Annotated in this window: 20 protein-coding genes, 5 tRNA genes and 1 pseudogene; 16 read left to right on the forward strand and 10 right to left on the reverse strand. The window is 38.6% G+C overall.

Annotated elements, in window-relative coordinates:
- The first annotated feature begins 9 nt into the window (after nucleotides 1-9).
- The 3 genes from AC4CVF_RS13560 to AC4CVF_RS13570 all read left to right on the forward strand — a co-directional run bounded on the left by AC4CVF_RS13560 (nucleotide 10) and on the right by AC4CVF_RS13570 (nucleotide 1236).
- On the forward strand, nucleotides 10-912 hold the full coding sequence (locus AC4CVF_RS13560) for a lipase family protein (protein WP_483770211.1): 903 nt from the start codon (nucleotides 10-12) through the stop codon (nucleotides 910-912).
- Between the two features lie 130 nt (nucleotides 913-1042).
- Nucleotides 1043-1118, forward strand: a tRNA-Glu gene (locus AC4CVF_RS13565).
- Between the two features lie 42 nt (nucleotides 1119-1160).
- Nucleotides 1161-1236: transfer RNA gene (locus AC4CVF_RS13570), tRNA-Glu, on the forward strand.
- Between the two features lie 85 nt (nucleotides 1237-1321).
- Here the strand turns inward: AC4CVF_RS13570 and AC4CVF_RS13575 are convergent.
- Complete coding sequence (locus tag AC4CVF_RS13575) at nucleotides 1322-1936, reverse strand: YiiX family permuted papain-like enzyme (protein ID WP_419359886.1); 615 nt, start codon at nucleotides 1934-1936, stop codon at nucleotides 1322-1324.
- A 190-nt stretch (nucleotides 1937-2126) separates the two neighbouring features.
- A complete protein-coding gene (locus AC4CVF_RS13580) occupies nucleotides 2127-3317 on the reverse strand; it encodes a putative solute-binding protein (protein WP_419329054.1) in 1191 nt (396 codons plus the stop codon).
- 547 nt (nucleotides 3318-3864) lie between these two features.
- Here AC4CVF_RS13580 and AC4CVF_RS13585 point away from each other — a divergent pair.
- From AC4CVF_RS13585 to AC4CVF_RS13595, 3 genes are all read left to right on the forward strand, one after another.
- Nucleotides 3865-4449: a 5-formyltetrahydrofolate cyclo-ligase gene (locus AC4CVF_RS13585; RefSeq protein ID WP_336952686.1), complete on the forward strand. Its 585-nt coding sequence runs from the start codon at nucleotides 3865-3867 to the stop codon at nucleotides 4447-4449.
- A gap of 147 nt (nucleotides 4450-4596) precedes the next feature.
- A complete protein-coding gene (lon, locus tag AC4CVF_RS13590) occupies nucleotides 4597-7026 on the forward strand; it encodes an endopeptidase La (protein WP_336952688.1) in 2430 nt (809 codons plus the stop codon).
- A gap of 231 nt (nucleotides 7027-7257) precedes the next feature.
- Nucleotides 7258-7635 carry a VOC family protein gene (locus AC4CVF_RS13595; RefSeq protein WP_336952690.1) on the forward strand — a complete coding sequence of 126 codons (378 nt, stop codon included), beginning with the start codon at nucleotides 7258-7260 and terminating at the stop codon, nucleotides 7633-7635.
- Between the two features lie 265 nt (nucleotides 7636-7900).
- Here the strand turns inward: AC4CVF_RS13595 and AC4CVF_RS13600 are convergent, their stop codons facing one another.
- The 5 genes from AC4CVF_RS13600 to AC4CVF_RS13620 form a co-directional block, all read right to left on the reverse strand.
- Entirely contained in the window at nucleotides 7901-8329 is a 429-nt protein-coding gene (locus AC4CVF_RS13600) for a DUF7832 domain-containing protein (protein ID WP_490789602.1), read from the reverse strand.
- A gap of 151 nt (nucleotides 8330-8480) precedes the next feature.
- Complete coding sequence (gene dapF, locus AC4CVF_RS13605; RefSeq protein ID WP_490789603.1) at nucleotides 8481-9326, reverse strand: diaminopimelate epimerase; 846 nt, start codon at nucleotides 9324-9326, stop codon at nucleotides 8481-8483.
- A 13-nt stretch (nucleotides 9327-9339) separates the two neighbouring features.
- Nucleotides 9340-10584 carry a diaminopimelate decarboxylase gene (gene lysA / locus AC4CVF_RS13610; RefSeq protein ID WP_336952695.1) on the reverse strand — a complete coding sequence of 415 codons (1245 nt, stop codon included), beginning with the start codon at nucleotides 10582-10584 and terminating at the stop codon, nucleotides 9340-9342.
- Between the two features lie 33 nt (nucleotides 10585-10617).
- A complete protein-coding gene (locus AC4CVF_RS13615) occupies nucleotides 10618-10848 on the reverse strand; it encodes a hypothetical protein (protein WP_034617490.1) in 231 nt (76 codons plus the stop codon).
- Nucleotides 10849-11003: 155 nt separating this feature from the next.
- Nucleotides 11004-12404: an amino acid permease gene (locus AC4CVF_RS13620; protein WP_004819689.1), complete on the reverse strand. Its 1401-nt coding sequence runs from the start codon at nucleotides 12402-12404 to the stop codon at nucleotides 11004-11006.
- Nucleotides 12405-12683: 279 nt separating this feature from the next.
- Here AC4CVF_RS13620 and radA point away from each other — a divergent pair, with 279 nt between their 5' ends.
- The 3 genes and pseudogenes from radA (at nucleotide 12684) to AC4CVF_RS13635 (ending at nucleotide 16133) form a co-directional block, all read left to right on the forward strand.
- On the forward strand, nucleotides 12684-14069 hold the full coding sequence (gene radA / locus AC4CVF_RS13625) for a DNA repair protein RadA (protein WP_490789929.1): 1386 nt from the start codon (nucleotides 12684-12686) through the stop codon (nucleotides 14067-14069).
- A 552-nt stretch (nucleotides 14070-14621) separates the two neighbouring features.
- A pseudogene (locus AC4CVF_RS13630) lies at nucleotides 14622-15624 on the forward strand (Tim44 domain-containing protein).
- Between the two features lie 182 nt (nucleotides 15625-15806).
- On the forward strand, nucleotides 15807-16133 hold the full coding sequence (locus AC4CVF_RS13635; RefSeq protein ID WP_490789604.1) for an EF-hand domain-containing protein: 327 nt from the start codon (nucleotides 15807-15809) through the stop codon (nucleotides 16131-16133).
- Nucleotides 16134-16219: 86 nt separating this feature from the next.
- On the opposite strand, the gene AC4CVF_RS13640 is transcribed toward AC4CVF_RS13635, so the two are convergent.
- Nucleotides 16220-17395 (reverse strand): S1C family serine protease, encoded by a 1176-nt coding sequence (locus tag AC4CVF_RS13640; RefSeq protein WP_336952703.1) that lies wholly within the window; start codon nucleotides 17393-17395, stop codon nucleotides 16220-16222.
- 171 nt (nucleotides 17396-17566) lie between these two features.
- On the opposite strand from AC4CVF_RS13640, the gene AC4CVF_RS13645 reads away from it, so the two are divergent.
- From AC4CVF_RS13645 to AC4CVF_RS13675, 7 genes are all read left to right on the forward strand, one after another.
- Nucleotides 17567-18325 carry a Nif3-like dinuclear metal center hexameric protein gene (locus AC4CVF_RS13645; RefSeq protein ID WP_419329026.1) on the forward strand — a complete coding sequence of 253 codons (759 nt, stop codon included), beginning with the start codon at nucleotides 17567-17569 and terminating at the stop codon, nucleotides 18323-18325.
- A 219-nt stretch (nucleotides 18326-18544) separates the two neighbouring features.
- Nucleotides 18545-19171 carry a superoxide dismutase SodB gene (sodB, locus tag AC4CVF_RS13650; protein WP_336952707.1) on the forward strand — a complete coding sequence of 209 codons (627 nt, stop codon included), beginning with the start codon at nucleotides 18545-18547 and terminating at the stop codon, nucleotides 19169-19171.
- A 327-nt stretch (nucleotides 19172-19498) separates the two neighbouring features.
- Nucleotides 19499-19894, forward strand: coding sequence for a hypothetical protein (locus AC4CVF_RS13655; protein WP_490773701.1), 396 nt, complete (start codon nucleotides 19499-19501; stop codon nucleotides 19892-19894).
- Nucleotides 19895-19968: 74 nt separating this feature from the next.
- A tRNA-Asn gene (locus AC4CVF_RS13660) sits at nucleotides 19969-20044 on the forward strand.
- A 5-nt stretch (nucleotides 20045-20049) separates the two neighbouring features.
- Nucleotides 20050-20125, forward strand: a tRNA-Asn gene (locus tag AC4CVF_RS13665).
- 605 nt (nucleotides 20126-20730) lie between these two features.
- Nucleotides 20731-20806 (forward strand) — tRNA-Asn (locus AC4CVF_RS13670).
- Between the two features lie 62 nt (nucleotides 20807-20868).
- On the forward strand, nucleotides 20869-21318 hold the full coding sequence (locus AC4CVF_RS13675) for a DUF2726 domain-containing protein (protein WP_336952711.1): 450 nt from the start codon (nucleotides 20869-20871) through the stop codon (nucleotides 21316-21318).
- Nucleotides 21319-21365: 47 nt separating this feature from the next.
- On the opposite strand, the gene mgtE is transcribed toward AC4CVF_RS13675, so the two are convergent.
- Together mgtE and AC4CVF_RS13685 are read right to left on the reverse strand one after the other, a co-directional pair.
- Nucleotides 21366-22703 carry a magnesium transporter gene (mgtE, locus tag AC4CVF_RS13680; RefSeq protein WP_419327630.1) on the reverse strand — a complete coding sequence of 446 codons (1338 nt, stop codon included), beginning with the start codon at nucleotides 22701-22703 and terminating at the stop codon, nucleotides 21366-21368.
- Nucleotides 22704-22870: 167 nt separating this feature from the next.
- Nucleotides 22871-25969, reverse strand: coding sequence for a multidrug efflux RND transporter permease subunit (locus tag AC4CVF_RS13685; RefSeq protein ID WP_419819532.1), 3099 nt, complete (start codon nucleotides 25967-25969; stop codon nucleotides 22871-22873).
- Nucleotides 25970-26023: the final 54 nt, after the last annotated feature.

Genomic DNA, 26023 nt, shown 5'->3' on the forward strand with positions numbered 1-26023 from the left:
AAAAACCCAATGAAGATTATTTTTATTCATGGCATGAACCAGCAGAATTATAATGCTGCAAGTTTAAAACAACATTGGGTTGATATTTTTCAGCAAGGAATTGATGAACTTAAGTTGCCTATTGCAACAGCGCAATTAGATATTCGCTTAGCTTTTTATGGCGATTTAATCACTAAACACCAATTAAGCAATCGCTTTGACTTAGAAAGCTTTCTACCTAAATCATGGGTAAACTTTCACTTTCATAAACATACAACACCACCACCTAGTACAATTTTAAATGCCTCTCCCGCAATTCCAATATTGCCCTACTTCATGCCTGATCACGACTTAAAATTATCTAAACGCTTGTATTTGGCTTCGCAATTGTTAAAAGATAAAGCACTCAAAGAGTTCTCTTTAATTTTAAATAATTTTCCAAAACTCCATGAAAGTCTGATTCATAAATTCCTCATCGAAACTTATTTATACCTCGCCAATCCTCAGTTTATGGATGAAGTCCATCAACGGATACTTGCCAACTTAGAACCCAATCAACCGTATATTATCGTTGCGCATTCGTTAGGGACTGTGATTGCCTATAATCTTTTACAACAACTGCAAGTAAACTACGAGATACAACGCTTTATTACTTTAGGCTCACCATTAGCCTTTAAAGTGATTCAGTCTAAACTGACTCCACCTATCAAAAGACCAAGGTGTCTAAATGGTGATTGGCAAAATTTCTATTCCCCAGATGATTTCTTAACCGCTTTTCCGTTGATCAATGCTCCTTTTGACTTTCAACCGGCAATTATAAATACCGCTATTTCAACTTTTATTCATACTCCCCATCAAATCGCAGGCTATTTACAACATCCAGCAGTGGTTCAGAATATTTTAGAAGCTATGCTGTATTGCAAGCCTCAATAATGGTATTAATTTTAACCACATTGGTCATATTGCTTTGTTTTTATCCATATAAACGTAATTTCAGTTTTTATTGTAGAAAAAAGTTTGACACGTTCCAGTATTCGCCCTAATATACGCCCACCTCTGAAACGACCCTATCGTCTAGAGGCCTAGGACATCGCCCTTTCACGGCGGTAACCGGGGTTCGAATCCCCGTAGGGTCGCCATTAATTTAGTGGTTTTGTTTCAAGAGTCAGCCTCAATTTATTGACCCTATCGTCTAGAGGCCTAGGACATCGCCCTTTCACGGCGGTAACCGGGGTTCGAATCCCCGTAGGGTCGCCACATTCAAGAAAGTATCTATATACCTCTTCTTATAAGAAACCTGAGCATCATGATTCAGGTTTTTTTATGTCTACTATATTTCCAATCAATTCAAACCAGCAACCGAGTCAACCGTTTTCAGTTTCTTTGAATTAAAAATTGCACTTGGCGCAATCACTGTTTCTTGCAATGGAATATGCTGTCCATATCGTTGGTGCATGAGCGCTTTAACACTTCGATCTGTGAGATCAAAACTTTGTAATTTTTCCAAGGGTGCCAGTTCTAGCCCTAAAGCGTATTGATAAGCTTTCCATACAATTTCAGAACAATAAATTGCATCATCATTCCACTCAAAATAAACATCATAGGGCTTATTTAAATAAGTCTCAGCTTGTTTGACTAACTTGTGTTGTTGCTCTGCTGTCAACTCAGTTTGATAACGTTTTACAATATAAGCTTTATTTACACCTCGATTGATCCATTGCCGCAGAGGTGTATATTTCACAGGTTGAATGGCTTCTAAAACCCAAGCTTGCTCGTGTTTAATCACGATCATTCCCATATGACTATATGGTGAATGTGTGGCTTTTTGAATTACCAGACTTTGTGCTGATTTAGAAGTATGAAATATAATATCCCCTGTCTGATATTGTGTTGCATATACAGAGGTAGAACAAAATAACAAGGCCAACAGGAATAACTTGAATTGTTTTTTTAACATCTTTTCAAATCTTAATTTTGATCTTCTTTATCTTGGGTTTAATCTAACAGAGTAATAAAGAATTGCCTAAACTTTGCAATAAAAAAGGAGCAAAATAAACTTTCATTTTGCTCTTTCACTTTTCAATTCAAATAAAAAATATCAGCTGTTTGTGATTTTGCTTTTGACTTAATATGTCATCAAAACCCGATCATTCATCATTTAAAGCACATTCAAAACTACTTGGGGTTTGACCACATCGAACCTTTTTCAAAATTTTCATCATTGTTGGGTCATAGAAGCCTTCTTTTGTCATCTGAATACGGGCTTCACGCATAATCTTAATATAGCCCGGTTTATCCGCTTCACGAATATCAAACCAATATTTATCTGGAACTTCTCGCTCCAGTTTATCAACAAATTGAAATGCTGGGCTGAGCTGTTTAGAAATCATTTCCCGTGCAATTGGCCCCATACCTGCAGGGAACTTATTCCGATGCATAATTAACGTGCCTGTCACCTGTATCAAAGGAAAGCGAATAATGCCACCGACTACATTACCATTTTTATCAGTCATGCCCTTTTTCAATTCTAAAGGCTTAAATAACAAAGCAGGCCCCGCCATAATATCGACTTCTTTATTATTAAACTTTCCACCCACTGTTAATAGGTCAACAGAAACAGGTTGTGCACCGACATTTTGCACCAACTTCTTTTGAGTGCCGTCAAAGTTCATGACCGCTACTTTTTTTCCTGCTGCTTTCGATAAGGTATCAATACGGCGATCATTGACCATGATATATGCCGCACCTAACGGAACAATCCCTACGACTTCATAATCCCTATTCACCATTTTTGCATCGTACTCTGGGCGTGCAAGCAACTGGATCACTGTAGTTAATTGCTTATAGTTTTGCACTGCCCCAATGGCATCAATACTCCCCACAAAAGGGTTAAACTGACGCGCACGAATGTTACTGATTCCAGCTCCATCACAACGTTTACTTCGAAAATCCTCAGTTAATACACGTTCATCGGTATAAACCCTTAAATTAATATCAGTTGAAGCAGTTTTCTTTAATTTTGGATAATTTAAATCAATACGCATCGATAATTTGGTTGGACGGGTAATTTTCATATCTACCCCAAACTCTTTGGCAATTTGGGTAATACGTGGCAATTCACTGATATAACTGGTCGCTTGTTCAAAAGCTTCACTATTGGCACCATCTGGAGAAAATACACACAGCGTGACTGTTTTAGGAATCTGTTGCCAAACTTTTGGATCATTCATTAAGGTTTTAATTTTATTTTTTGAATGTGCAGACAATTCAAGGTCCAATTTTGGAGCTGCTGGAGCTGCATAAGTAATAAATGGTAAAGTGCTCGTCAATGCAAGCATTGAGATAACAAACCGTCGTGACAAAGGATTAAACTTTTGTTTGAGCTTACTGTGCATGATCTTTTCCTGTTTATTTTCGTGGTTATCCATAATCATCACTCACGTGAATTTTTTTATCAGCGTAATTGAAGTGCTTTGATTTGCAATTGACTGAGCAAAATCCTACATTTGTCAGAATAGACACTTTGAAGTTAAAATATGAAATATCGATATTTTAATTGTTTGATATCAAACGATTAGAATATATCTTAAAATCGCCCATTTATCGCAAACTCTGGCGAATAAAAGTAATCGAAATAGAACAATCATATTGCCATTCTTTTTAAAACCGTTTTTTATGATTACTTAATTTTTTATCAATAATATTTTCGGCTCATCAAATCTGTTGCTGGTCAAACTCAATATACATCTTCAAGGAAATGCCAAGCATTGCTTCCCGATTCAACGCTATTGATACTTCATCGCTTTATCGTGACAAATCTCAATTTCTGATGCCGTTTATCAATTCATTGTATACTGGCAATAGTTTAGTTTTAGCATTCAAAATATGGATCAAAATTCACAACTGCGTAAATCTTTAAGACAACAACGACAAAAGCTGACCCGTAATCAACAAGCAATGATCGAACGGCAATGCTTTAAACAGATGCTACGCCACCACCATTTTTTGAATGCGCAGAAAATTGGATTATATTTAGACGCTTTTGGTGAAATTCAAACCAAATTACTTATCGAATATTGCTGTGCAATTGGAAAAACCGTGTATTTGCCCATGATCTGTAACATGAATAAAAAACTGGTTTGGGTCAAAATATCAAATCGGCAGTTTCGCAATCGCCGCTTTTCTTTACATCGTCTTGGGATGTTGGAACCCATGGCAAGTCGTGCTAAGCATATTTCAATACTCGATCTAGTGGTCATGCCTTTATTGGCTTGTGATTTAAAAGGGAGCCGTATGGGCATGGGAGGCGGTTTCTATGATCGAACGCTTGCATCCGCTATATACCGCCCACATCGACTCGGTTTAGCCCATAATTTCCAGTTACTCACCCATGAGCTTACAAGAAATTCATGGGATCAGTCCCTAGATAGCTTAATTACCCCAGCAAAAACCTATTATTTTCGGCGTTAAAGTGACCAATAAATGTAAATAGGTTTATTTGTTAATCAAATACTTGCGATTTTTTAAACTTTTTATTCGGCAAAGCCCTTGTAATTTTTGAAATACACATCACTATAAAAAACATGGCAACACCGTTGTCACTCATTAGGAGTGCCCATGTCTGAGATTATTATGAATCAAGAAAACTTAGAGCCACAGGTTCCAAGTGTATTACCGCTTTTAGCGTTGCGTGACGTGGTTGTGTACCCACATATGCAAATCGCGCTATTTGTGGGTCGTGAAAAATCGATCAATGCAGTTGATGTGGCTCGTAACAGTGACAATTTAGTATTTGTAGTTGCGCAAAAAGATTCGCTTACAGAAGAAATTGATCACGACAACTTATATCAATATGGTACCGTCGCGAAGATTGTACAAGTTGTGAATCATGAAAATGATGAAAACTGTATCAAGGTACTAATTGAAGGCTTACATCGTTCTAAGCTGGTTGAAATCATCGACAATGATGAATACTTATCGGCTGAACATGCATTAAGCCCAATGACGATATCTGTAGATAAAGATACTCAAGCAACACGTGTAGAAGAATTACGTGCACTGTTTTCACAGTATGCAGAAGCCAAATTGCGTAATGCACGTGAATTGATTGCAGCAGCAAATAAAATCGATGATTTATTACAATTGTTGTTCTTTGTTGCAACCCGTGTACCTTTAAATATCGATGTAAAACAAAAATTCCTAGAGCACGATGAGTTTGAAGCACACTTACAAGAGTTGATGACTTATTTACTGCAACAATCTGAAGAACAACAGATTGAGCAAACATTGCATGACTCTGTAAAACGCCAAATGGAAAAGAATCAACGCGAATACTTCCTCAATGAGAAGATGAAAGTCATTCAGCGTGAACTTTCCGATATGAATGGTGGTGCGGAAGATGATGTTGCTGAAATTGAAAAACGTTTAGCGGAAGCTGATTTACCTGAACATGTGCGTAAAAAAGCTGAAAATGAATTCCGCAAATTAAAAGCAATGCAACCAGCATCAAGTGAAGCTGCTGTTGTACGCAACTATATCGAGGCGATTTTAGATACGCCTTGGAATAAAGCGAGCAAAGTCAGCATTAACTTAGCTAAAGCTCAGGAAATTTTGGATACAGACCATTACGGTTTGGACGAAGTCAAAGAACGTATTGTTGAATACCTCGCTGTTCAATCACGCGTTAAAAAACTTCGTGGTCCAATCCTTTGTTTAGTTGGACCTCCAGGTGTTGGTAAAACATCACTCGGAGAATCAATTGCCAAAGCAACTGGTCGTGAATTCGTTCGTATGGCACTCGGTGGTGTTCGTGACGAAGCAGAAATTCGTGGTCACCGTCGTACTTATATTGGTGCGATGCCGGGTAAAATTGTACAGTCGTTGACAAAAGTTGGTGTTAAGAACCCACTGTTCTTGCTCGATGAAGTTGACAAAATGGCACAGGATTATCGTGGTGATCCAGCTTCTGCCCTGCTTGAAGTACTTGATCCATCACAGAACAACAAGTTTAACGATCACTACTTAGATCTTGATCTTGACTTGTCCGAAGTGATGTTTATCTGTACTGCAAACAGTATGAATATTCCAGAGGCTTTATTAGACCGTATGGAAGTAATTCGTTTGCCAGGTTATACCGAAGACGAAAAAGTCAATATTGCAGATCGTTACCTTGTTCCAAAGGCAATCAAGAACAATGGCTTACGTGGCAAAGAATTGACAGTTCATGAGGAAGCGATCCGTGACATTGTCCGTCGTTATACCCGTGAAGCTGGTGTACGTAGTCTTGAACGTGAAGTTTCTAAGATTGCACGTAAAGTAGTAAAAGAGTCCGTCAGTAAGAAAGCGAAAAACTTACATATTGATGTCACTGCTGAAAACTTACCTGAATATTTAGGCGTGCATAAGTTTGATTACGGCATGGCTGAAGAAGAAGCTCAAGTAGGTCGTGTAAACGGTTTGGCATGGACTTCTGTTGGCGGTGAGTTACTCACCATTGAAGTAGCGGCAGTAAAAGGTAAAGGTAAATTTATTACTACGGGTTCACTCGGTGATGTAATGAAAGAATCCATTACTGCGGCAATGACTGTGGTTCGTACACGTGCTGATGAATTGGGTATCGAAGCTTCTCGTTTTGAAGAAACTGATGTACACGTTCATTTACCTGAAGGTGCAACACCGAAAGATGGACCATCAGCAGGTTTGGCTTTAACGACTGCTCTTGTTTCGGCATTCACTGGGATTGCAATTCGTCCTGATATTGCAATGACAGGTGAAACCAGTTTAGGTGGCCGAGCAATGCGTATTGGCGGCTTAAAAGAGAAACTTTTAGCAGCACATCGTGGTGGAGTTAAACTGGTATTTATACCACAAGAAAACGTACGTGACTTAGCTGAAATTCCTCAGAACGTGAAAGATGGTCTAGAAATTAAAGCGGTGAAAAGTATCGATGAGATTCTTCCACTTGCTTTAGTTGAGCATCCTACACCATTGGTCAAAGCACCCATCGTTAAAGCAGTGGATGAAGGCAAAAAAGCTGCACGTCATTAATCCAATGATCGAAAAAAAGAACGCTTCGGCGTTCTTTTTTTTAATGACTCCCCGGATAGTGATCAAAAAATATACTTTCTTACAAAATACAGCTGATCTTAAGTTAAGTTTGTCATAAGCTAATCAGGATAAAGTCTAAAATAGAAGTTAAAGGCTCAATTGCCCTTAGGCTTATGAATACAGCCATGTATGGTCATAAAACAGATAACAGCAAAATAAAAGGACACTTTTATGTCAAATCCAGTGTGTTGGTTCGAAATTTATGTCAATGATATGGCGCGAGCTAAATTATTTTATCAAACTGTAATCGGCACGGAGCTTAGTTTATTAAGTGATCCCAGCAATTCATCAGTAGAAATGTGGGTATTTCCATCAGATATGAACCAATATGGCGCAACTGGCTCATTGGTTAAAATGGAGGGTATATCTGCTGGGGGGAACAGTACCATTATTTATTTTTCCAGTGAAGATTGTGCAATTGAAGAAGCCAGAGTAGAAGCTGCTGGTGGTCAAATTCATCAAACAAAAATGTCGATCGGACCTCATGGTCATATTGTTTTAGCAGTTGATACTGAAGGCAATATATTTGGTATTCACTCAATGAATTAATTGGGTGGGAGTACAAATAGAATGACCAATTTAAAATTGGCAACTTTGCTGGTTGAAAAATACGCTGTCATCCTCATATATAAATTATATAACTATGCGCGCTGTAAGTGTGGTTACTTAACGTCGATTTGGTCTCCAGACAGGTCAACGTTAAAACACAGTCCGACCCATTTTGGACTGTGTTTTTTTATGATTAAATTTGAGTATGCTGACAAAAGCCCATCAATGAAAAAGTATATTTTGTTAATGTACATACAATGCTGATTTATTTTCGATTGCGCTTCCATTGTTGATATTTTTGGCTAATCATCGTAGCCATTAAGTCATAGTTTTCCCATGTATCATCTACAGCATAAGTATCGATCAAACCTTGAGCATTGACTAATATCTCATCATAATCTTTTAAATACTGATGACTCTCATAATAAGCTTGGGTAAATTCAAAACCTTGTGGATTTAAATCTTCTTCCCAAAATTTTTCATCGCACATATTGATCAAAAAATCTCGCCCAGTTATTTGACGTGTACGGACTTGTTCTAATTCATCAACACTTTCTTCTTGGTGAAACTCACCTTCTAATTGATTATTGATAATCCATGCTAAATAAATTCCAATATGCGTCCCACCATTTTCATATGGAAAGCCTGCTTGCTCTACCGATTCGCCATGCCAATCAATACGATCTATTGCCATTATTTATTTTTCCTTGTGATTATTTATTTAGATCTTTAAGCAGTATAAACACTTATTTTATATTTTTTAATCCAAAAACTATGCAGTTAGAGACAAAAAAGCCCTGAAATTAATTCAGGGCTTTTTTGTAAGCTGATAAGAGAAAAGGAGATCAACCTTGGAAATAACGTAAATCTAAACGGCCTTCATAAACGGTTGCAGTCGGGCCTGTCATCCAAACCACATCGCCTTCTTTCCATTCGATTTGTAATTTACCACCAGCTAACTCAATTTCTACATTATTGGCAAGTAAACCACGACGCATTCCAGAGACTGCGGCTGCACAAGCGCCTGTACCACATGCCATCGTTTCGCCCACACCACGTTCAAACACACGTAAGCGCGCATGCTTTTCATCAACAATTTGCATAAAGCCTGCGTTTACTCGTTGCGGAAAACGCGCATGCGCTTCCACTTGAAGACCAATTTTGGCAACATCTGCAGTTAGAACATCGGGAACGATTGTGACCGCATGTGGATTGCCCATATTGACCACATCAATAGTCAGCGATTCATTATCTTTCAATGCGATGTCATACAATGCATCTGCTTCTTCTGCAAGAAATGGAATCTCATTGGGTAAAAATTTTGGATAGCCCATGTTGACTCGTACCCAACCATTTTCACCCAATTCAGGTTCGACAATACCAGCACTGGTTTGAACCTTAAAACGCTTTTTATTGGTCAACTGACGTTCATAAACAAACCGAGCAAAACAACGTACGCCATTGCCGCATTGCTCTACTTCTAAACCATCTGCATTGAAAATACGATATTTAAAATCAACGTTGGGAAAATCTGGTGGTTCAACAATTAACAGTTGATCAAAACCGATCCCGAAATGCCGATCAGCCAAACGGCGAATGGTCATTGCATCAAAAAATGCACGCTGGCTGATTAAATCAACCACCATAAAGTCATTGCCCAGACCATGCATTTTGGTAAATTCTAATAACATTTAAAATGGCTCCTTAAGGCAATAAGCTTTCATTTTCCCAAAGTGATTCAATCGTTTCTCTCTTACGAATCACATACGACTGGTCAGCATCGACCATGACTTCAGCAGCACGACCACGGCTGTTATAATTTGAACTCATGACAAAACCATACGCACCAGCACCTAAAACAGCAAGATTGTCATTTTCCTGAATGGCAAGTTCACGTTCTTTACCGAGGAAATCGCCTGTTTCACAAATGGCACCCACGATATCCCATGTTTTTGCTTCAAGATCTGTACGCGATACCACAGCTTGAATGTCCATCCACGCTTGGTAAAGCGAGGGACGAATCAAGTCATTCATTGCAGCATCAATAATTGCGAAATTACGATGATTGGTTGGTTTTAACAAATCAACTTTCGTCACCAATACCCCAGCATTTGCTGAAATACTGCGACCCGGTTCCATATAGACTTTTAAGCCTAATTTCTCTAAAGCTGGACGCATTGCGTTGGCATATTCTGCAACACTTGGCGGTGTTTCATCTTTATAGGTCACCCCTAAACCGCCACCAATATCGATGTGTTTCAGCTGGATGCCCAATTCTTTTAATTTTGCAATCATCATAATGACGCGGTCAAGCGCATCTACGAAAGGTTGTGTTTCAGTTAATTGCGAACCAATGTGACAATCAATTCCAATCACATCAAGGTTAGGTAAAGACGCTGCATATTGATAGGTTTCAAAAACTGAATCTGATGGAATACCAAATTTATTTTCTTTTAAACCTGTCGAAATATAAGGATGGGTTTTCGCATCTACATCGGGGTTTACCCGTAACGAAATCGGAGCTTTTGTACCTAAAGCTGCCGCAACTTTCTGAATTCGATCAAGCTCAGCATGAGATTCCACATTAAAGCACGCAATCCCCACTTCTAGGGCTTTTTGAATATCTGCTTCTTGTTTGCCTAAACCTGAGAATACGATTTTTGTAGCATCTCCACCTGCGGCAAGGACTCGCGCAAGCTCACCACCTGTGACAATATCAAAGCCTGAGCCTAATTTTGCCAATACATTCAATACCGCAAGATTTGAGTTTGACTTCACCGCAAAACAAATTTGATGATCGATAAAGCTAAATGCCTGATCCATATCCAAATAATGCTTTTCAAAAGTTGCCTTTGAATAAACATAAAGCGGTGTGCCATATTGCTGCGCGAGTTGATCTAAAGAACATTGCTCTGCATGCAATACCCCATGAATGCGGGAGAAACTCATGAATCTATCCTTTCAATGAAAGTGTAATTAGGTTTAGTTTGAAGTGGCTTGAGATGCGGGCACAGACTGATCTGCAACAGCTGTCTGATCTTGCACTTTTGCCTTGCTTTGGGCAGCTTTATTGGCATCTTTTGAATAGAGCAAATATTTGGCACGTTTGTCATAGTCTTGACTGTTTGCCAATTGCAAATTGCCTGATTGACCACAACCCACCAACACAGCACTTGCTAAAACTAAACCGATGCCACAAATTGCAAAACGCATTTGTTCACCTATTTCCAAAATTTTCGTCAGTATACCTTATACCTTGAATCTAAAATATAGACCAAAGCGGAAGCATTAAAGCTTAAAATGAGAATAAAAAAAACGCCAGTAAATTACTGACGTTTTCTTATCAATATCATTGAAATCGTTAATAACTATTTTTTCTTATAAAAACAGAAATAACCAATCGCAAGGATAATGAGCCAGATTGGACTGACCATCAATGATTTCATTGTATCTGGTTCTAATGCAAGAATACCAATCGTACCGACAAAGAAAATGATCACGATATAACAAGTAATCGGTCCACCTGGTAATTTAAACACTGATTTTGCATGAAGTTCTGGGCGTGTTTTGTAATACACCAAGTAACTCCACAAAATAATAATCCATACCAAGATAAACAAGATCGTGGACAGTGTGGTTGCTAAAGTAAATGCTTCGACAGTATTAGGAACGAAGTATTGTAATGCCGCACCACCCAATAGACATACACCAGAGAAATATAAAGCATTCGCTGGAACTGCGCGTTTATTTAACAGACCAAATGCTTTAGGACCTTGATCTTCACGAGAAAGACCAAATAGCATACGACTTGTTGAGAATACACCACTGTTCATTGAAGACATTACAGAAGAAAGAACCACCAAGTTCATAATGATTGCAGCCGCAGCAATTCCCGCTTGACTAAACAAGTTCACAAATGGGCTAACTTTAGGATCAATCATATTCCATGGTGTAACTGACATAACAATCACTAACGCCAATACATAGAAGAAAATAATACGGATTGGGATTGAGTTAACTGCTTTAGGTAAGTTCTTCTCTGGATCTTTGGTTTCTGCTGCGGTGGTACCAACAAGTTCAACACCGACAAAAGCAAATATGGCAATTTGGAAGCCTGCTAAGAAGCCTTCAAAACCTTTCGGGAACATTCCACCATGATCCCAAAGATGAGTAAATGACGCCACTTGACCTGTTGCTGCCGAGGTAAAGCCAGTAAAAATCATCCAGAAACCCACCAAAATTAACACCACAATGGCAATAATTTTGATCAGCGCAAACCAGAATTCCAATTCACCAAACAGTTTTACTGTGACTAGGTTCAATCCTAAAATAAAGAAGATTGCGGCAACACTAATCATGGCCCCTTCAGTCGGGGTAAAGGGCACCCCATTATTGAAGAACTGTAAGTAATAGATAATTGCAGATAAATCTGCGATACCAATAGTGATCCAGCACAGCCAATAAGTCCATCCGACAAAATAGCCTGCCCATGGTCCGATCAAATCTGTAGAAAAATCAATAAATGACTTGTATTGCAAGTTTGAAAGTAACAGTTCACCAAGCGCACGCATGACGAAAAAAACCATCAAACCAATGATCATGTAAATAAATAATATGGATGGTCCTGCAAGACTAATCGTCTTTCCTGAACCCATAAATAAGCCTGTACCAATCGCACCACCAATTGCAATTAATTGTAGATGACGATTCGATAAACTTCTTGCTAGTTCACCTGTTTCCGCAGAAGAACTGAGGTTTTCATTTGACATTGTTATATTCTTCTCTCAGATTTCGTTGTTTAAAAGTAGCTTAAAACAAAAAAAATAAAAAAGCCTTTTTCAATGAATACTTAAAATAACTAAGTTTTTTCATCTTTTAGCTTATTTAATAGTCAAATGACTATCCCTTACCTTTCTTATTTTTACCGTTCCTTCGATTTGCAGTTTACGTGCCAAAATAGTTTTTGGCGAGATGTTGCACAAAAAATTGTATTTCAATAGCGCTATTGGTACATTCAGCAGATCATTCAAAAGGTGAACGCACTCAAAATGGGCAAAGTTAAAACTGTTTATCGTTGTGAACAATGTGGTACAGACCATCCAAAATGGGCAGGTCAATGTTCCGACTGTGGTGAATGGAATTCTCTGACTGAAGTGCGAATAGAACCTGTCGTATCACATCGCGCCAAACCTATTGGCGGTGGATATGCAGGACAAGCAGCCAATGTCACTTTACTCAATCAGATTACAGTGTCTAATGAAACACGTTTAGCTACGGGTATTGGCGAATTTGATCGTGTGCTAGGTGGTGGTTTAGTCACAGGTTCTGTCGTCCTGATTGGGGGTGACCCCGGTATTGGTAAATCTACCATTCTTTTACAAACCGCAACCCATATGGCTGCTGCGAAGAATTCAGCGCTCTATGTCACTGGTGAAGAATCACTTTCACAAGTAGCTTTACGTGCCAATCGTCTTGACTTAGCTACCGATAAATTACAAGTCATGGCAGAAACCTGCGTAGAACGAATTTGTGATACCCTCGCACAATTACGTCCTGCTGTTGCCATCCTTGACTCAATCCAAACCTTATATACTGAAACCTTACAATCTGCTCCCGGCGGTGTTTCGCAAATTCGTGAGTCAGCTGCACTCTTGACTCGGTTTGCAAAAAATAGTGGTACAGCATTATTTCTTGTTGGTCACGTCACCAAAGAAGGTGCATTGGCGGGGCCTCGTGTGCTTGAACATATGGTCGATTGCGTACTGTATTTTGAAGGCCAATCTGACTCCCGCTACCGTATGATTCGTGCTGTCAAAAACCGCTTTGGTGCGGTCAACGAACTTGGTGTATTTGGCATGACCGATAAGGGCTTAAAAGAAGTCGCCAATCCGTCTGCCATCTTTTTAAGTCGTTATGATGAAGCGATTCCCGGTTCAGTGGTGATGATCAGCCGTGAAGGGACACGTCCGTTATTGGTTGAAGTTCAAGCACTGGTTGATGATGCGCATGGACAACCACGTCGGGTTGCACTGGGCTTAGAACAAAACCGTTTAAATATGTTGCTTGCAGTCATGCATCGTCATGGTGGTGTACAGACCTCTGGACAAGACGTTTATGTCAATGTCGTGGGTGGCTTGAAAATTACCGAAACAGGTTCTGATCTTGCGGTACTTTTGGCCTGTGCTTCAAGTTTACGCTCTAAAGCCTTACCACAACAATTGGCTGTATTTGGTGAAGTGGGGTTATCAGGTGAAATACGCCCAGTTCCCAATGGACAAGAGCGCTTAAAAGAAGCCATAAAACATGGTTTTAAATACATCATCGTACCTAGAGGCAATGCACCACAAAAGCCTATTGCAGGTGTACAAATCATTGCAGTAGCTCGACTGCATGAGGCGTTAACAGAAGCCATGCAATTGAGTGATGAGGTCTAATTATCACGTTATAAAATAAGATCAAGCCTTACAAGGAAGTAAGCTTGCGTTGATAGATAGTTTAAATAAAAATTTGTATCTTATCCCTTATTTAAATGAACCCTCACAAATCCAATAAAAAAATAAATATTTGACTAAAACTAAAACAATAGTTGGTTTAATCATTTTTATAACGGATTGAGCGATCAATATGTATTCAAATAATTAAAAGATAAAAGCTATCTACTGGATGCTTTAAATTATCTTTTAAATCATGAGAATTTTTATCATAAATTGCCTCGCTAAATTTATATATCACAGGACAATTTCACCGATATGATAAAAGCCTTTTTAATTTGATTGTTTTAATTATTTCAATAGATTAGAAAATCTGTATTGAGCTTTAAAAGCCCAGCAATATATTCGTTATGTTTATGTGAATATATGTGCAAATAAATCTTAAAAACATTGAAATTCTCTTAAAAAGACTGCATAAAGAGAACTATGGAAAGCAATACAGTAATATGCTTGCACCCATATTCATCAACATATTTTTTAATATAGGTAGATTCAATGGAAGTTCGACAGCGCGGCTTGATCGCAGGTATTTTAATGGCAACTTTGGCTGTAGCACCTTTAGCTGAAGCAAAACGTGCAGGTGGTGGTAAAAGCCATGGCATGAGCCGTTCTTCGAGTTCAAGTCAGTCTTATTCTCAACCTCGACAAGTTACGCCTGCTCAACAACCAACGCCTGCTCAACCTGGTCAACAAAAATCAGGTTCTGGTGTAGGTAAAATGGTTGCTGCTGGTGTTGCAGGTGCAGCAGTAGGTGCGATTGCGGCAAATGCGATGGCTGATGATCATAATGGTAACGCACAAGCTCAGACCAATGATGCTGAATTAGCGAAACAACAAGCAGCTGCTCAACAAGAAGAGAAACAAAGTGGAATTCCAAGTTGGATTTGGTTAATCCTGATTGCTGGTGCTGCATTCTTCTTATTCCGTAAATTCGGTGCAAAAAAAAAAATTAGCCAGTAATAATCCATATGCACCAAATAGCGCAGGTTCAACATCTACGCCATTTGGGCAAAACAATGCGACACGTAGTTCGAATGACTCTACCAATATTTTTGGTCAGTCGGTGAATGGTGGTACTGCAACACAAGCCCCGTTTGGTGCAGCGTCAATGCAAAGCGGCAATCAACTTCCAGATGGAACGGAACCTGCTGCTTTCTTACGTGTTGCTCGTCAACGCTTTAACCATATTCAGTCAATGAACTCTGTGAGCAACATTGCTGAAATTCAGCGCTATTTAACAGCTGATCTTTATCAGTCAATGTACAGCGATATCATGGCAAACCAAGATCAAAATGTGGCTGAGTTTTCGAACTTAAATGCATTGGTATTGGATAGTGCAACAGAAAATGGACAATACGTGGTGAGTGTTCGTTTTACAGGAACTGTCAGCGAAGACTTAAATAGTCAACCTGTACCGTTCTCAGAAGTATGGCACTTTGTTAAACCAGCAGGGTCTACTCAAGATTGGTTAGTTGCTGGAATTCAACAAGAAAGTTAATTGAATAGCGTTTTATTGCAATAAAAACAGTGCTTCGGCACTGTTTTTTTGTTTTAAAAATATAGTATTTTCTATCGAATAGATTGAATCAAGACGGAAATAGTTTTGTTGAGATGCAGCCATTCGTTTAAAATCACTTTGTCTTTATAATCAAAGCTAATTAAAAAAATGGGATAAAACAAATGAATAAAATAATCTATAGTCTAATTCTCAGTTGTAGCGCACTTTCAAGCTTTAGCTTTGCCTGTGATCCGGCTTCTTTAAACTGGGAGAAATTCCATAAAACCTATGATTTAAATAAAAATGGTACCTTTGAGCTCAATGAATTCTTAAAAGTCAAAGACTTTGATCCACTCCCATGGCCAGATGACCGACGCTTTAAAGGTCAAGATAAAAACATTAAATTATTTAAATTCTTAGATAAAAATAAAGATACAAAGCTCTCAAATGAAGAAGTTGGCGCAATCCATAGTCTATTACCTAATCCCTGTGCCAATTGGCCTCACTAACACTAAATAGTCTTTTGAGCTAAGGAAAACCTTCATTTTCGAAATAAAAAAGCCCTGATTCATCAGGGCTAAATTTTTTGCGATACTTAACGTCGTGGTAAAGGGATAAACTGTGAATCAGCACTTTGAACTTTTCGTTCACCCACTTTAACAGTGAGATTGACAGTTTGTTCACCACGAATGACTTCAACTTGAATATCGGTATTTGGTGCTTGAAGTGCAACATAATTAATTAAATGTGAGGTTGAAGTAATATCTTCATTATTCACTTTAATAATACGATCACCGACTTTAATTCCCGCTTCCGCCGCAGGACCTTTTTTCAATACATCAGCAACTACAACACCAGGCTGACGTGGCTGCAATACATCCGCTTGGGTTGGTGGGACTAAACTAATACCCATCCATCCACGAATCACACGACCATCTTTCAAAATCGAATTTAAAATTTGTTGACAGATTTTCGCAGGAATGGCAAAGCCAATGCCCAATGAACCACCTGACTGAGAGAAAATTGCAGTATTGACGCCAATCAAATTCCCCGCCACATCAATCAATGCACCACCAGAGTTACCTGGATTAATTGCTGCATCTGTTTGAATAAAATCTTCATAAGTATTAATACCAAGATCAGAACGGCCTGTCGCAGAGATAATACCCTGAGTTACAGTTTGCCCTACACCAAATGGGTTTCCAATTGCCAGTACAACATCTCCTACCTCATTCCCACTCAATTTAAATGGTAATACAGGTAATTCTTTCAATTCTATTTTGATCACAGCCAAATCTGTATCAGGATCTGTGCCAATTACAGTTGCTTCAGCACGACGACCATCTTGCAAGGCAACAACAATTTGTTCTGCTTGAGCAATCACATGGTTATTTGTCAAAATATAACCATCTGGACGAACAATTACCCCTGAACCCAAACTATTTTCATTCTGGTTTTGATTTTGTTCAGGAATCTGATTTCCAAAAAATTCTCTAAACGCAGGATCATTGAGTAATGGATGATTTTGTTTTACTTTTTGAGTTGTAAAAATATTGACTACTGCTGGTGCGGCAACTTTGACCGCAGCACTATAGGACACCACACCGCCCGTTCGAGATGTATTGACCAAAGGTTCAACTTTCTCAGCTGGCATTTTCACACCATCAGCAGCAATAGGCGCTTTGGGCTGTTGAAGTTTTTGCCAAACCACAAAACAAATAATAACCAGTATCAGTAAAACCCAAGGGAGCCAAGTAAATGAACGCCGCACGTTTTTATTCCTCTAAGAATTTTTTAATTCGTTGATGCAAAAGCAATTTGTATATTGTAAAGCAATTCAATCAAGAAACATAAAAAACACAAAGAGTTTTGTTCAGCTTTAGTTACAATTTAAAATATGTTTTGATGTTCTTAACACACTTAATTTAATTAAAGGTTATTCATGGCTTTACTCAAAGATATCATCCAATGGTGTGATCAAACCTTAAAATCGCATGAATTTAAAGATTACGCGCCCAATGGATTACAAATCGAAGGACGATCTGAAGTAAAAAAAATCCTATGTGCAGTCACGGCGTCACAGGATGCAATTGATGCAGCAATTGCACAACAAGCAGACCTTCTCTTGGTTCATCATGGCTACTTCTGGAAAGGCGAACCCTATCCAATCACAGGCATGCGTGGCAAACGAATCAAAGCATTAATCCAAAATGATATTTCACTTGTTGGATACCACCTCCCCTTAGATTCACATCCAACACTAGGGAATAATGCAATGATTGCCAAAATCCTTGGACTGGAAAATATTGAAGCTTTAGACCCAAGCGAACGCAATCCGATTGGTAATATCGGTTATTTAAAAGCTCCAATCTCACCAGAAGATTTTAAACACCTTCTTACTGAAAAATTAGGCTTCAATTCCATACATTTAACCGCAGAAAAAACGCTGATCCAAAAAGTTGGATTTTGTACAGGCGGAGCACAGGATTTTATAGGCAAAGCGGCAGCAATGAATTGTGATGCCTATATTTCAGGTGAAGTGAGTGAGCGTACTTTTTATGAAGCAAAAGAATTAGATGTGCATTACTATGCATGTGGTCATCATGCAACTGAAAGGTACGGTGTTCAACAACTTGGTCAAGCGATCGCTGAACAATTCAAGATTGATTATCGCTATTTCGAACTCAACAATCCAATTTAAGTGTTATCCTAAAAATGTAGCTCATTTGTAGACAAATATTGGCTTGCCGATTAGACATTTTTTCATAAAAATGCGATGCATTTTTTACATTTTCTTTATACGTATTAAATCGAAATAAATTGTGTATTGTTATTTAACATCTTGCACAATTGTTGAAAGAATCCATTACAATAAAGCCACTTAATGTTAAAACCCAGCTAAATGCAAGGAATTTAAAACATGACAACCATTACTTTACCTGCTTTACCATACGGCTATGAAGATCTTGCGCCGCACATCAGTAAAGAAACTTTAGAATATCATCATGACAAGCACCACAATACCTATGTTGTAAACTTAAACAACTTAATCAAGGGTACTGATCTTGAAGGTAAAACTTTAGAAGAGATCATTGTGGCTGTAGCTGGCGATGCATCTAAAGCAGGTGTATTCAACAACGCTGCACAAGTTTGGAACCACACATTCTACTGGAACTGTATGGCTAAAAACGGTGGCGGTAAAGCTACTGGCGCTTTAGCTGCTAAAATTGATGAGGCTTTCGGTTCTTACGAAAAATTCGCTGAAGAATTCGCTGCTGCTGCAACAACTCAATTCGGTTCAGGTTGGGCTTGGTTAGTTGCTGATAAAGTGAATGGCGAGCTTTCTATTCTTAAAACTTCAAATGCAGATACTCCACTTGCACATGGCAAAGTAGCGGTACTTACAATTGACGTTTGGGAGCATGCATATTACATCGACTTCCGTAATGCTCGTCCTAAATACATTTCGACTTTCTTAGAAAGCCTTGTAAACTGGGACTATGCAAACGCGAAATATGCAGGCCAAGAAGCTGGTGTTGAAAAATAAGATCTAAGCATTTTATTTTTGGATAAAGGCCATTCATTTTAGAATGGCCTTTTTATGTGATTCATTTTTTTCAATTCTAATATGATCAATCCTAGTTACACTGTAAAAGCAGATCCAATAAAAATCTTTTATAGTTATGCCATGCTTAGCGCCATTCAAATCCCCTGTCATCTCTATATTACCAATTCGGACGATATCAGCTTCACTTTCATTTTTGTGGTCCTGTTTTGGCTGTTTATTGTGTTGTTTGAACTTATTTCATTGTCTTTGCTGATCAAACATGGACGACCACAGATACGTTTTCATTCCGAGTTTTGTCAAATTCAAATGCATGCAATAAAAATCACCTTCGATTATGCACAAATTTCCGCTTTCAACATGCGTAAAATACAGCAAGAACATAGAGGCTTTTCTTTTGGTATGTGTTACGAACTTGACTTAATGTTTATTGATCAAATTATGCAACAACATTTTTTGTGGAAAAAAGCCTATAGGGCTAAAAATATAGTGATTTCATCAAACTTGCGTTTTAAAAATATTCAAATCTTAGAAATCGCGATTATTTTTAGCGCTTTAGTCCGAATGAAACCATCACAACGAATACAAACCCTTCTCCAACTGCAACAAAATTTAATCACTTATGATCATTTAATCTCGAATAAAGAACTAGAAAACTTTAAAAATAATCAATATATATACAAACTCTTTAAATTCGGACAATAAAAAAACATTTAAGCCTTTTTTCTTATCATTTCACTTGACCACTTTGGCTTTCATCCATAAAATGCGCATCAGATTCTCCAATAGCTCAGTCGGTAGAGCGACGGACTGTTAATCCGCAGGTCCCTGGTTCGAGCCCAGGTTGGAGAGCCATCTATTCTTCCATAGCTCAGTCGGTAGAGCGACGGACTGTTAATCCGCAGGTCCCTGGTTCGAGCCCAGGTGGAAGAGCCAGATTCTAAAAAGCCCACTCATCATGCAGTGGGCTTTTTTATATCTTTATTTTCTATAAAGAAAAGATGTAGGGTCAAATCATTTAATTATTCATACAAGTCATTGATTATAAATAAAGCTTATGTTTTTGTATCAAATTTTAGAAACTATTGATTATCAATTCATTTTTGTCTTTTGAATCCTAGATGGTGATCCTACCGCGGGGCGACAGAGATGTCGCCGTTGGGCGGGGGTACAGGACGTCCCCCTCGCCCATGAGCAAAAACAAAGCACTGCTTTGTTGGCAGCGCAAGTTTTGGCATCGCCTACGCAAAGGTATTTAAACTTTGAATGTAAGATGTGGTGATGCAAGCTTTTTATAATTAACAATTTATTTTATCCATAAAATTGATTTAATTAAAAATATTAATAGAAATTATATTCTTGAGTCTGAGTTTTTTTGACAGGTTGACTATAATTGATTTCACTCTCAATTTCAGAACGCTTAAAACAACTTTACTTTTATTCAGAATGATCAAATATTTAGCAAATAATGCTTTTTTATGATGGATTTAACAATTTTTCCTTGACCCATTCCCATTTCATCCCTAAAATGCGTTCCAGATTCTCCAATAGCTCAGTCGGTAGAGCGACGGACTGTTAATCCGCAGGTCCCTGGTTCGAGCCCAGGTTGGAGAGCCAGATTTTAAAAACCCACTCATGATTGAGTGGGTTTTTTCTTGTCTATATGATACCGATCGCTTATGTCTCTCGATTTACATCAAATTTTATTTTTATTGATTGGCAGTATCGCAACCATTGCTTTATTGCTTGCCTGCTTTGGTCAGTATTTATTTCGAAATAAACATTATTATGCAAAACGTGTGATCACCCCTTTTGAACAGAAAATGTTTTTCCGTTTAAATGAAGCCTTTCCACAACATCATGTACTTGCGCAAGTCGCGTTTAGCGCATTAATTGATTGCAATCAATTTAAATTGCGTTCCAAATTCAATCGTAAAGTGACCGATTTTGTTTTACTCGATAAACAGCTTGAAGTAATTGCTATTATTGAACTCGATGATCCCAGTCACCTTGGCAAAGAGCATATCGATGCACAACGTGACGAGATGTTAGAGCAAGCAGGTTATCAGGTATATCGCTATACAGATATTCCCAGTTGTCGTGATTTAAGAAAAGATATTGCTAATTAAACATGATCAGCCAAGCATTTTTAAAGCTTATACCCTTCAGCCATGTCTTATAAAATAATCGATGCAATACATAAGTAAACGATAACACCTGTTGCATCACAAATCGAAGTGACTAAAGGTGCCGAAGCACTTGCTGGATCCAGCTTTAAACGATTTAATATAAATGGCAGACTCATCCCTATTAAGCAGCCCATCAATACTATACCCATCATACTTAAAGCTAAAACCAAGGCGACCATTGCATCCCCTCTAAAGTAGCCAAGAATGGACACAGCAATTGCCATTGTTCCGCCCAAGCATAAACCGACCAAGCTTTCACGCCCAATCAGGTACATCCAATCTTTTAAATGTACATCACCCGTTGCCAATGCCCGCACCATTAACGTGGCCGACTGTGAACCGGCATTCCCACCACTCCCGACCAAAAGCGGCAAAAAGAATACCAGCACAATATTTTTTGCAATAATATCTTCAAAATGGGCAATCCCAAATCCAGACAATAAGCTGCCAAAAACTAAAATCACCAACCAAAATACCCGTTTCTTATATAGGTAATGAATCGGCGCTGTCTTAATACTCATTTTAGGAGAAGATGAGACTGCACTGGATTTTAAAAAATCTTCAGTGGCTTCTTCGGTGACAACATCCATCGCATCATCATAAGTGACAATACCTAAAAGACGCTGTTGCTCATCAACGATAGGCAGCGCAATAAAGTCATAATAATGCAACTTCTCTGCAATACTTTCTTGGTCTTCATTAACATCCCCTACAATCAAATCCGTACTCATAACTTCAGCAATGGTTTGTTCAGGCTCAGCAAGAATAATTTCACGTAAGGACACAACCCCAAGTAACGTACCTTGAGGATTGATCACATAAATCAAATAGACTGTTTCACGATTTGTAGCAATTGCTCTGATCTGCTTGATGGCTTGCGTCATGTTCAAATCAGGTGACAATGTCACATAATCTGAACTCATGATTGCACCAGCAGACTCTTCTGGATATCTGGCTAAATGTTGGATCTGCAGTTGTATTTCAGTGCTTAAATCAGCATAAACAGCTTGCTGTAATGCATAAGGCAAATACTTAAATAAATCTGTACGATCGTCCGAGTGCATCTCAGAAATGATATTGACCAGTATTTGTTTTGGTAAATGCTCAGAAATTTTAAGTTGTTGTTCGAGTGATAAAAACTCAAGAATGTACGCAGCATTGGGCAAATACTCCACCAATGTCAGCTGTTCATTTAAAGATAAGTCTGCCAAAATTTTTGCGATATCAGCGTCATTGATTTGTTCAAATTGTTTTTCGATGATATCAAATTGATGGTTTTGAATGGCTTTTTCTATTTCTGAAACGAGTGCCAAAGAAAATTGCATAGGATGATCCAAATTCCATCAAACTTTTGCCACATGTTGGACTGCAATCCCACGAAAATAAAGATGTTTTTTGTTGTGAAACATGTTTTAACGGTTCTGTATGATTTTAAGCTTGATCAATCCTCATCTAAGAACATTGATCAAGCTAAGGCCATCAATCGACACCATTACTCAGAGGGTGCTTTTGATTTAAAAATTGAGCGAACCAACACATACATAAATGGGATAAACAGTAAAACCAAAACTGTTCCAAAGATCACCCCACCTAACACACTTACACCAATTTCTTGACGGCTGGCAGCACCTGCACCAAATGCAACAACCAATGGAATAATCCCCGCACCAAAGGCTAATGATGTCATTAGAATTGGACGTAACCGCAGCCCTGCACCTTCTAATGCAGCTGCAATAGCTGTTTTACCTTTTTCCTGAGACAGAGCAGCAAACTCAACAATCAAAATCGCATTTTTACAAGACAAACCAATCGTGGTCAACAATGCAATTTGGAAATAAATGTCGTTTGGAAAACCTATCAATTTACTGAAAATAATATTGCCTCCAATCCCCAAAGGAATTGCCGCAATCACAGCAGTTGGAATCGACCAACTTTCATATAAAGCTGCTAGACAAAGAAAAATAAAGCCGATTGAAATCAAATAGAGTAACCATGCTTGGCTACTGGATTTTTGTTCTTCAAATGACAAGCCACTCCACGCAACATCTATTCCCTCTTGTTGACTAATCAAGGTCTGAATATCTTTCATGGCTTGACCTGAACTAGTATGCGCCGCAGCATTGGCTTCCATTTGCAAGGCGGTATAACCTTGGAAACGATTCACTACATCTGGCCCACCTTCCCAGCGCGTTGTTGCGAAATTGCTAAATGGCACCATCTGGTTCTGTGCATTACGCACCGTCCATACCTGTAGGTCTTCTGGCTTGGAACGAAATTCTGCATCGCCTTGCATCATTACTCGTTTAATTCGCCCACGATCAATAAAGTCATTTACATAAGAACCACCCCATGCTGCTGACAAGGTGTTGTTAATCGCGGTTTGACTCAGTCCATTTGCCAATGCCAATTTTTGATTAACATCAACTTTTAACTTAGATTTATCGGGATTGGACTTTTTATCCAGATTCTCAAAGGATCGGAACTGTTTGGCTTGCGCCTGCAATGTATTGAATTGTTGGTCTAAATATTTTCGACCTTGACCATTAATATCCTGAATCCAGAATTCTAAGCTATCACTATCTCCCAAACCATTTACAGAAGCAGGCAAACTCACTGTAATCCGAGCATTGCGATCTTGACTAAAATATTTTGTTGCACGTTCACGAATTGCTTGCGCAGAATTTTGTGTACCTGACCGATCATCCCAATGCTTTAAGGCTACAAAGCCTGTTCCTAAATTTTGTCCTGTACCTGAAAAATTACGCCCATAACGAATCAATACAATATCTACATTTTGTTTTTCATTTTCAAGGAAATATCTTCGAATATTTTCTCCAACCACCTGACTACTTGACATCGGTGCACCATCGGCTAAACGGAACTGTACACTCAACATACCCTGATCTTCACTTGGAATAAAACTAGTAGGTAAAGTCCGATAAATCAGTGTAAACACAGCAATCAAAGCCACAAAAATCGTCAAAACCACCCATTTCAAATTTAAGGTCTTTTGAATCAGCCGAATATAACGTTGTCTTAGATTTTCAAGTTTGCGATTAAACCAAGTGGCCCAACGCATGGGTTTGGGGTTCGGTTTTAAAATAATGGCACACAGTGCAGGGGTTAATATCAATGCAACCAACAGTGACAAGGCCATTGCCGCCACTAAGGTAATGGAGAATTGACGATAAATCACACCTGTTGAACCCGTAAAGAATGCCATCGGGATAAATACAGCCGTCAAGACCACTGTAATTCCAATCAAAGCCCCTGTCATTTCCTGCATAGACTCGATAGATGCCTGTTTTGCAGTTAGACCCTGCTCATGCATCAAACGCTCGACATTTTCCACCACAACAATCGCATCATCGACCAACAGACCAATTGCCAACACTAAGGCAAATAAAGTCAATGTGTTAATACTCATACCGAGCACATTGAGTACCGCAAAAGTACCTAAAATTACAATCGGAACAGTAATAGTAGGAACCAACGTTGCACGCCAGCTTTGTAGGAAAATAAACATGACCAGAACCACCAATACGATGGCTTCTAATAATGTTTTTACCACCTCTTTAATGGATTCTTGCACAAACGGCGTATTATCACGTGGATAAACAATCTTATAACCTTGTGGTAGTTTTTCAGAAATCTTTGCCAACTCGGCTTTGATTAATGCCGATGTTGCTAGTGCATTTGCACCTGAGGATAAAGAAATCCCCATACCTGATGAAGGATAACCATTGATGGTATTAAAAGATTGGTAGTTTTCTGCGCCCAATTCAATACGCGCCACATCTTTTAAATAGATATAGCCTCCATCGGTATTGGATTTGACTATAATATTCTTAAATTCGTCCACAGTTCTTAAACGTGAACCAGCAGTGACTTTTGCATTTAAATATTGGTCAGCAGTTACTGGTAAATCGCCGACACCACCAGCGGCAACCTGTGTATTCTGTGCCTCAATTGCTGTCCGAATATCACTGGGCATCAATTGATATTGTCGAAGCAAATTCGGATTGAGCCAAATTCGCATGGCATATTGTGAGCCAAATACATCAACTTCACCAATCCCTTCAATCCGTGATAATTCTTGTTCTATATGATCAGATAAATAGTCACCTAACTCGATATTGTTACTTTTACCCGTTTCATCATATAAACCCACCACCATAAATGTATCGCCAAGTGATTTATTTACCGTTACACCTTGACGCTGTACATCGTCAGGTAAACGGTTAAGTACGCCATTAATGCTATTTTGTACTTGTACTTGTGCGGTATCTGGGTCAGTTCCATTTTCAAAACTGATACTAATTCTGGCACGACCTGATGAGTCACTACTCGAACTAAAGTACAGTAGATGGTCGATCCCTTTAATTTGTTGTTCTAAAACCTGTGTAACACTCTCTTCAACCGTTTCAGCATCTGCGCCTGTATATGTTGTCGAAACAGTAATTCGTGGTGGAGCAATATCAGGGTATCGCTCTATAGGTAAATTTAAGACTGAAAATACGCCTAAAGCCATAACAATAATTGCGAGTACACAGGCAAAAATAGGACGTTGAATAAAAAATTTAGAGAGCATCAGAGTAGGTTCTGTGTCAAAGGATTGAGGTTAAAGCTGTTCGAACAATTAAAT

The sequence above is a fragment of the Acinetobacter sp. LipI_19 genome (assembly GCF_058242925.1).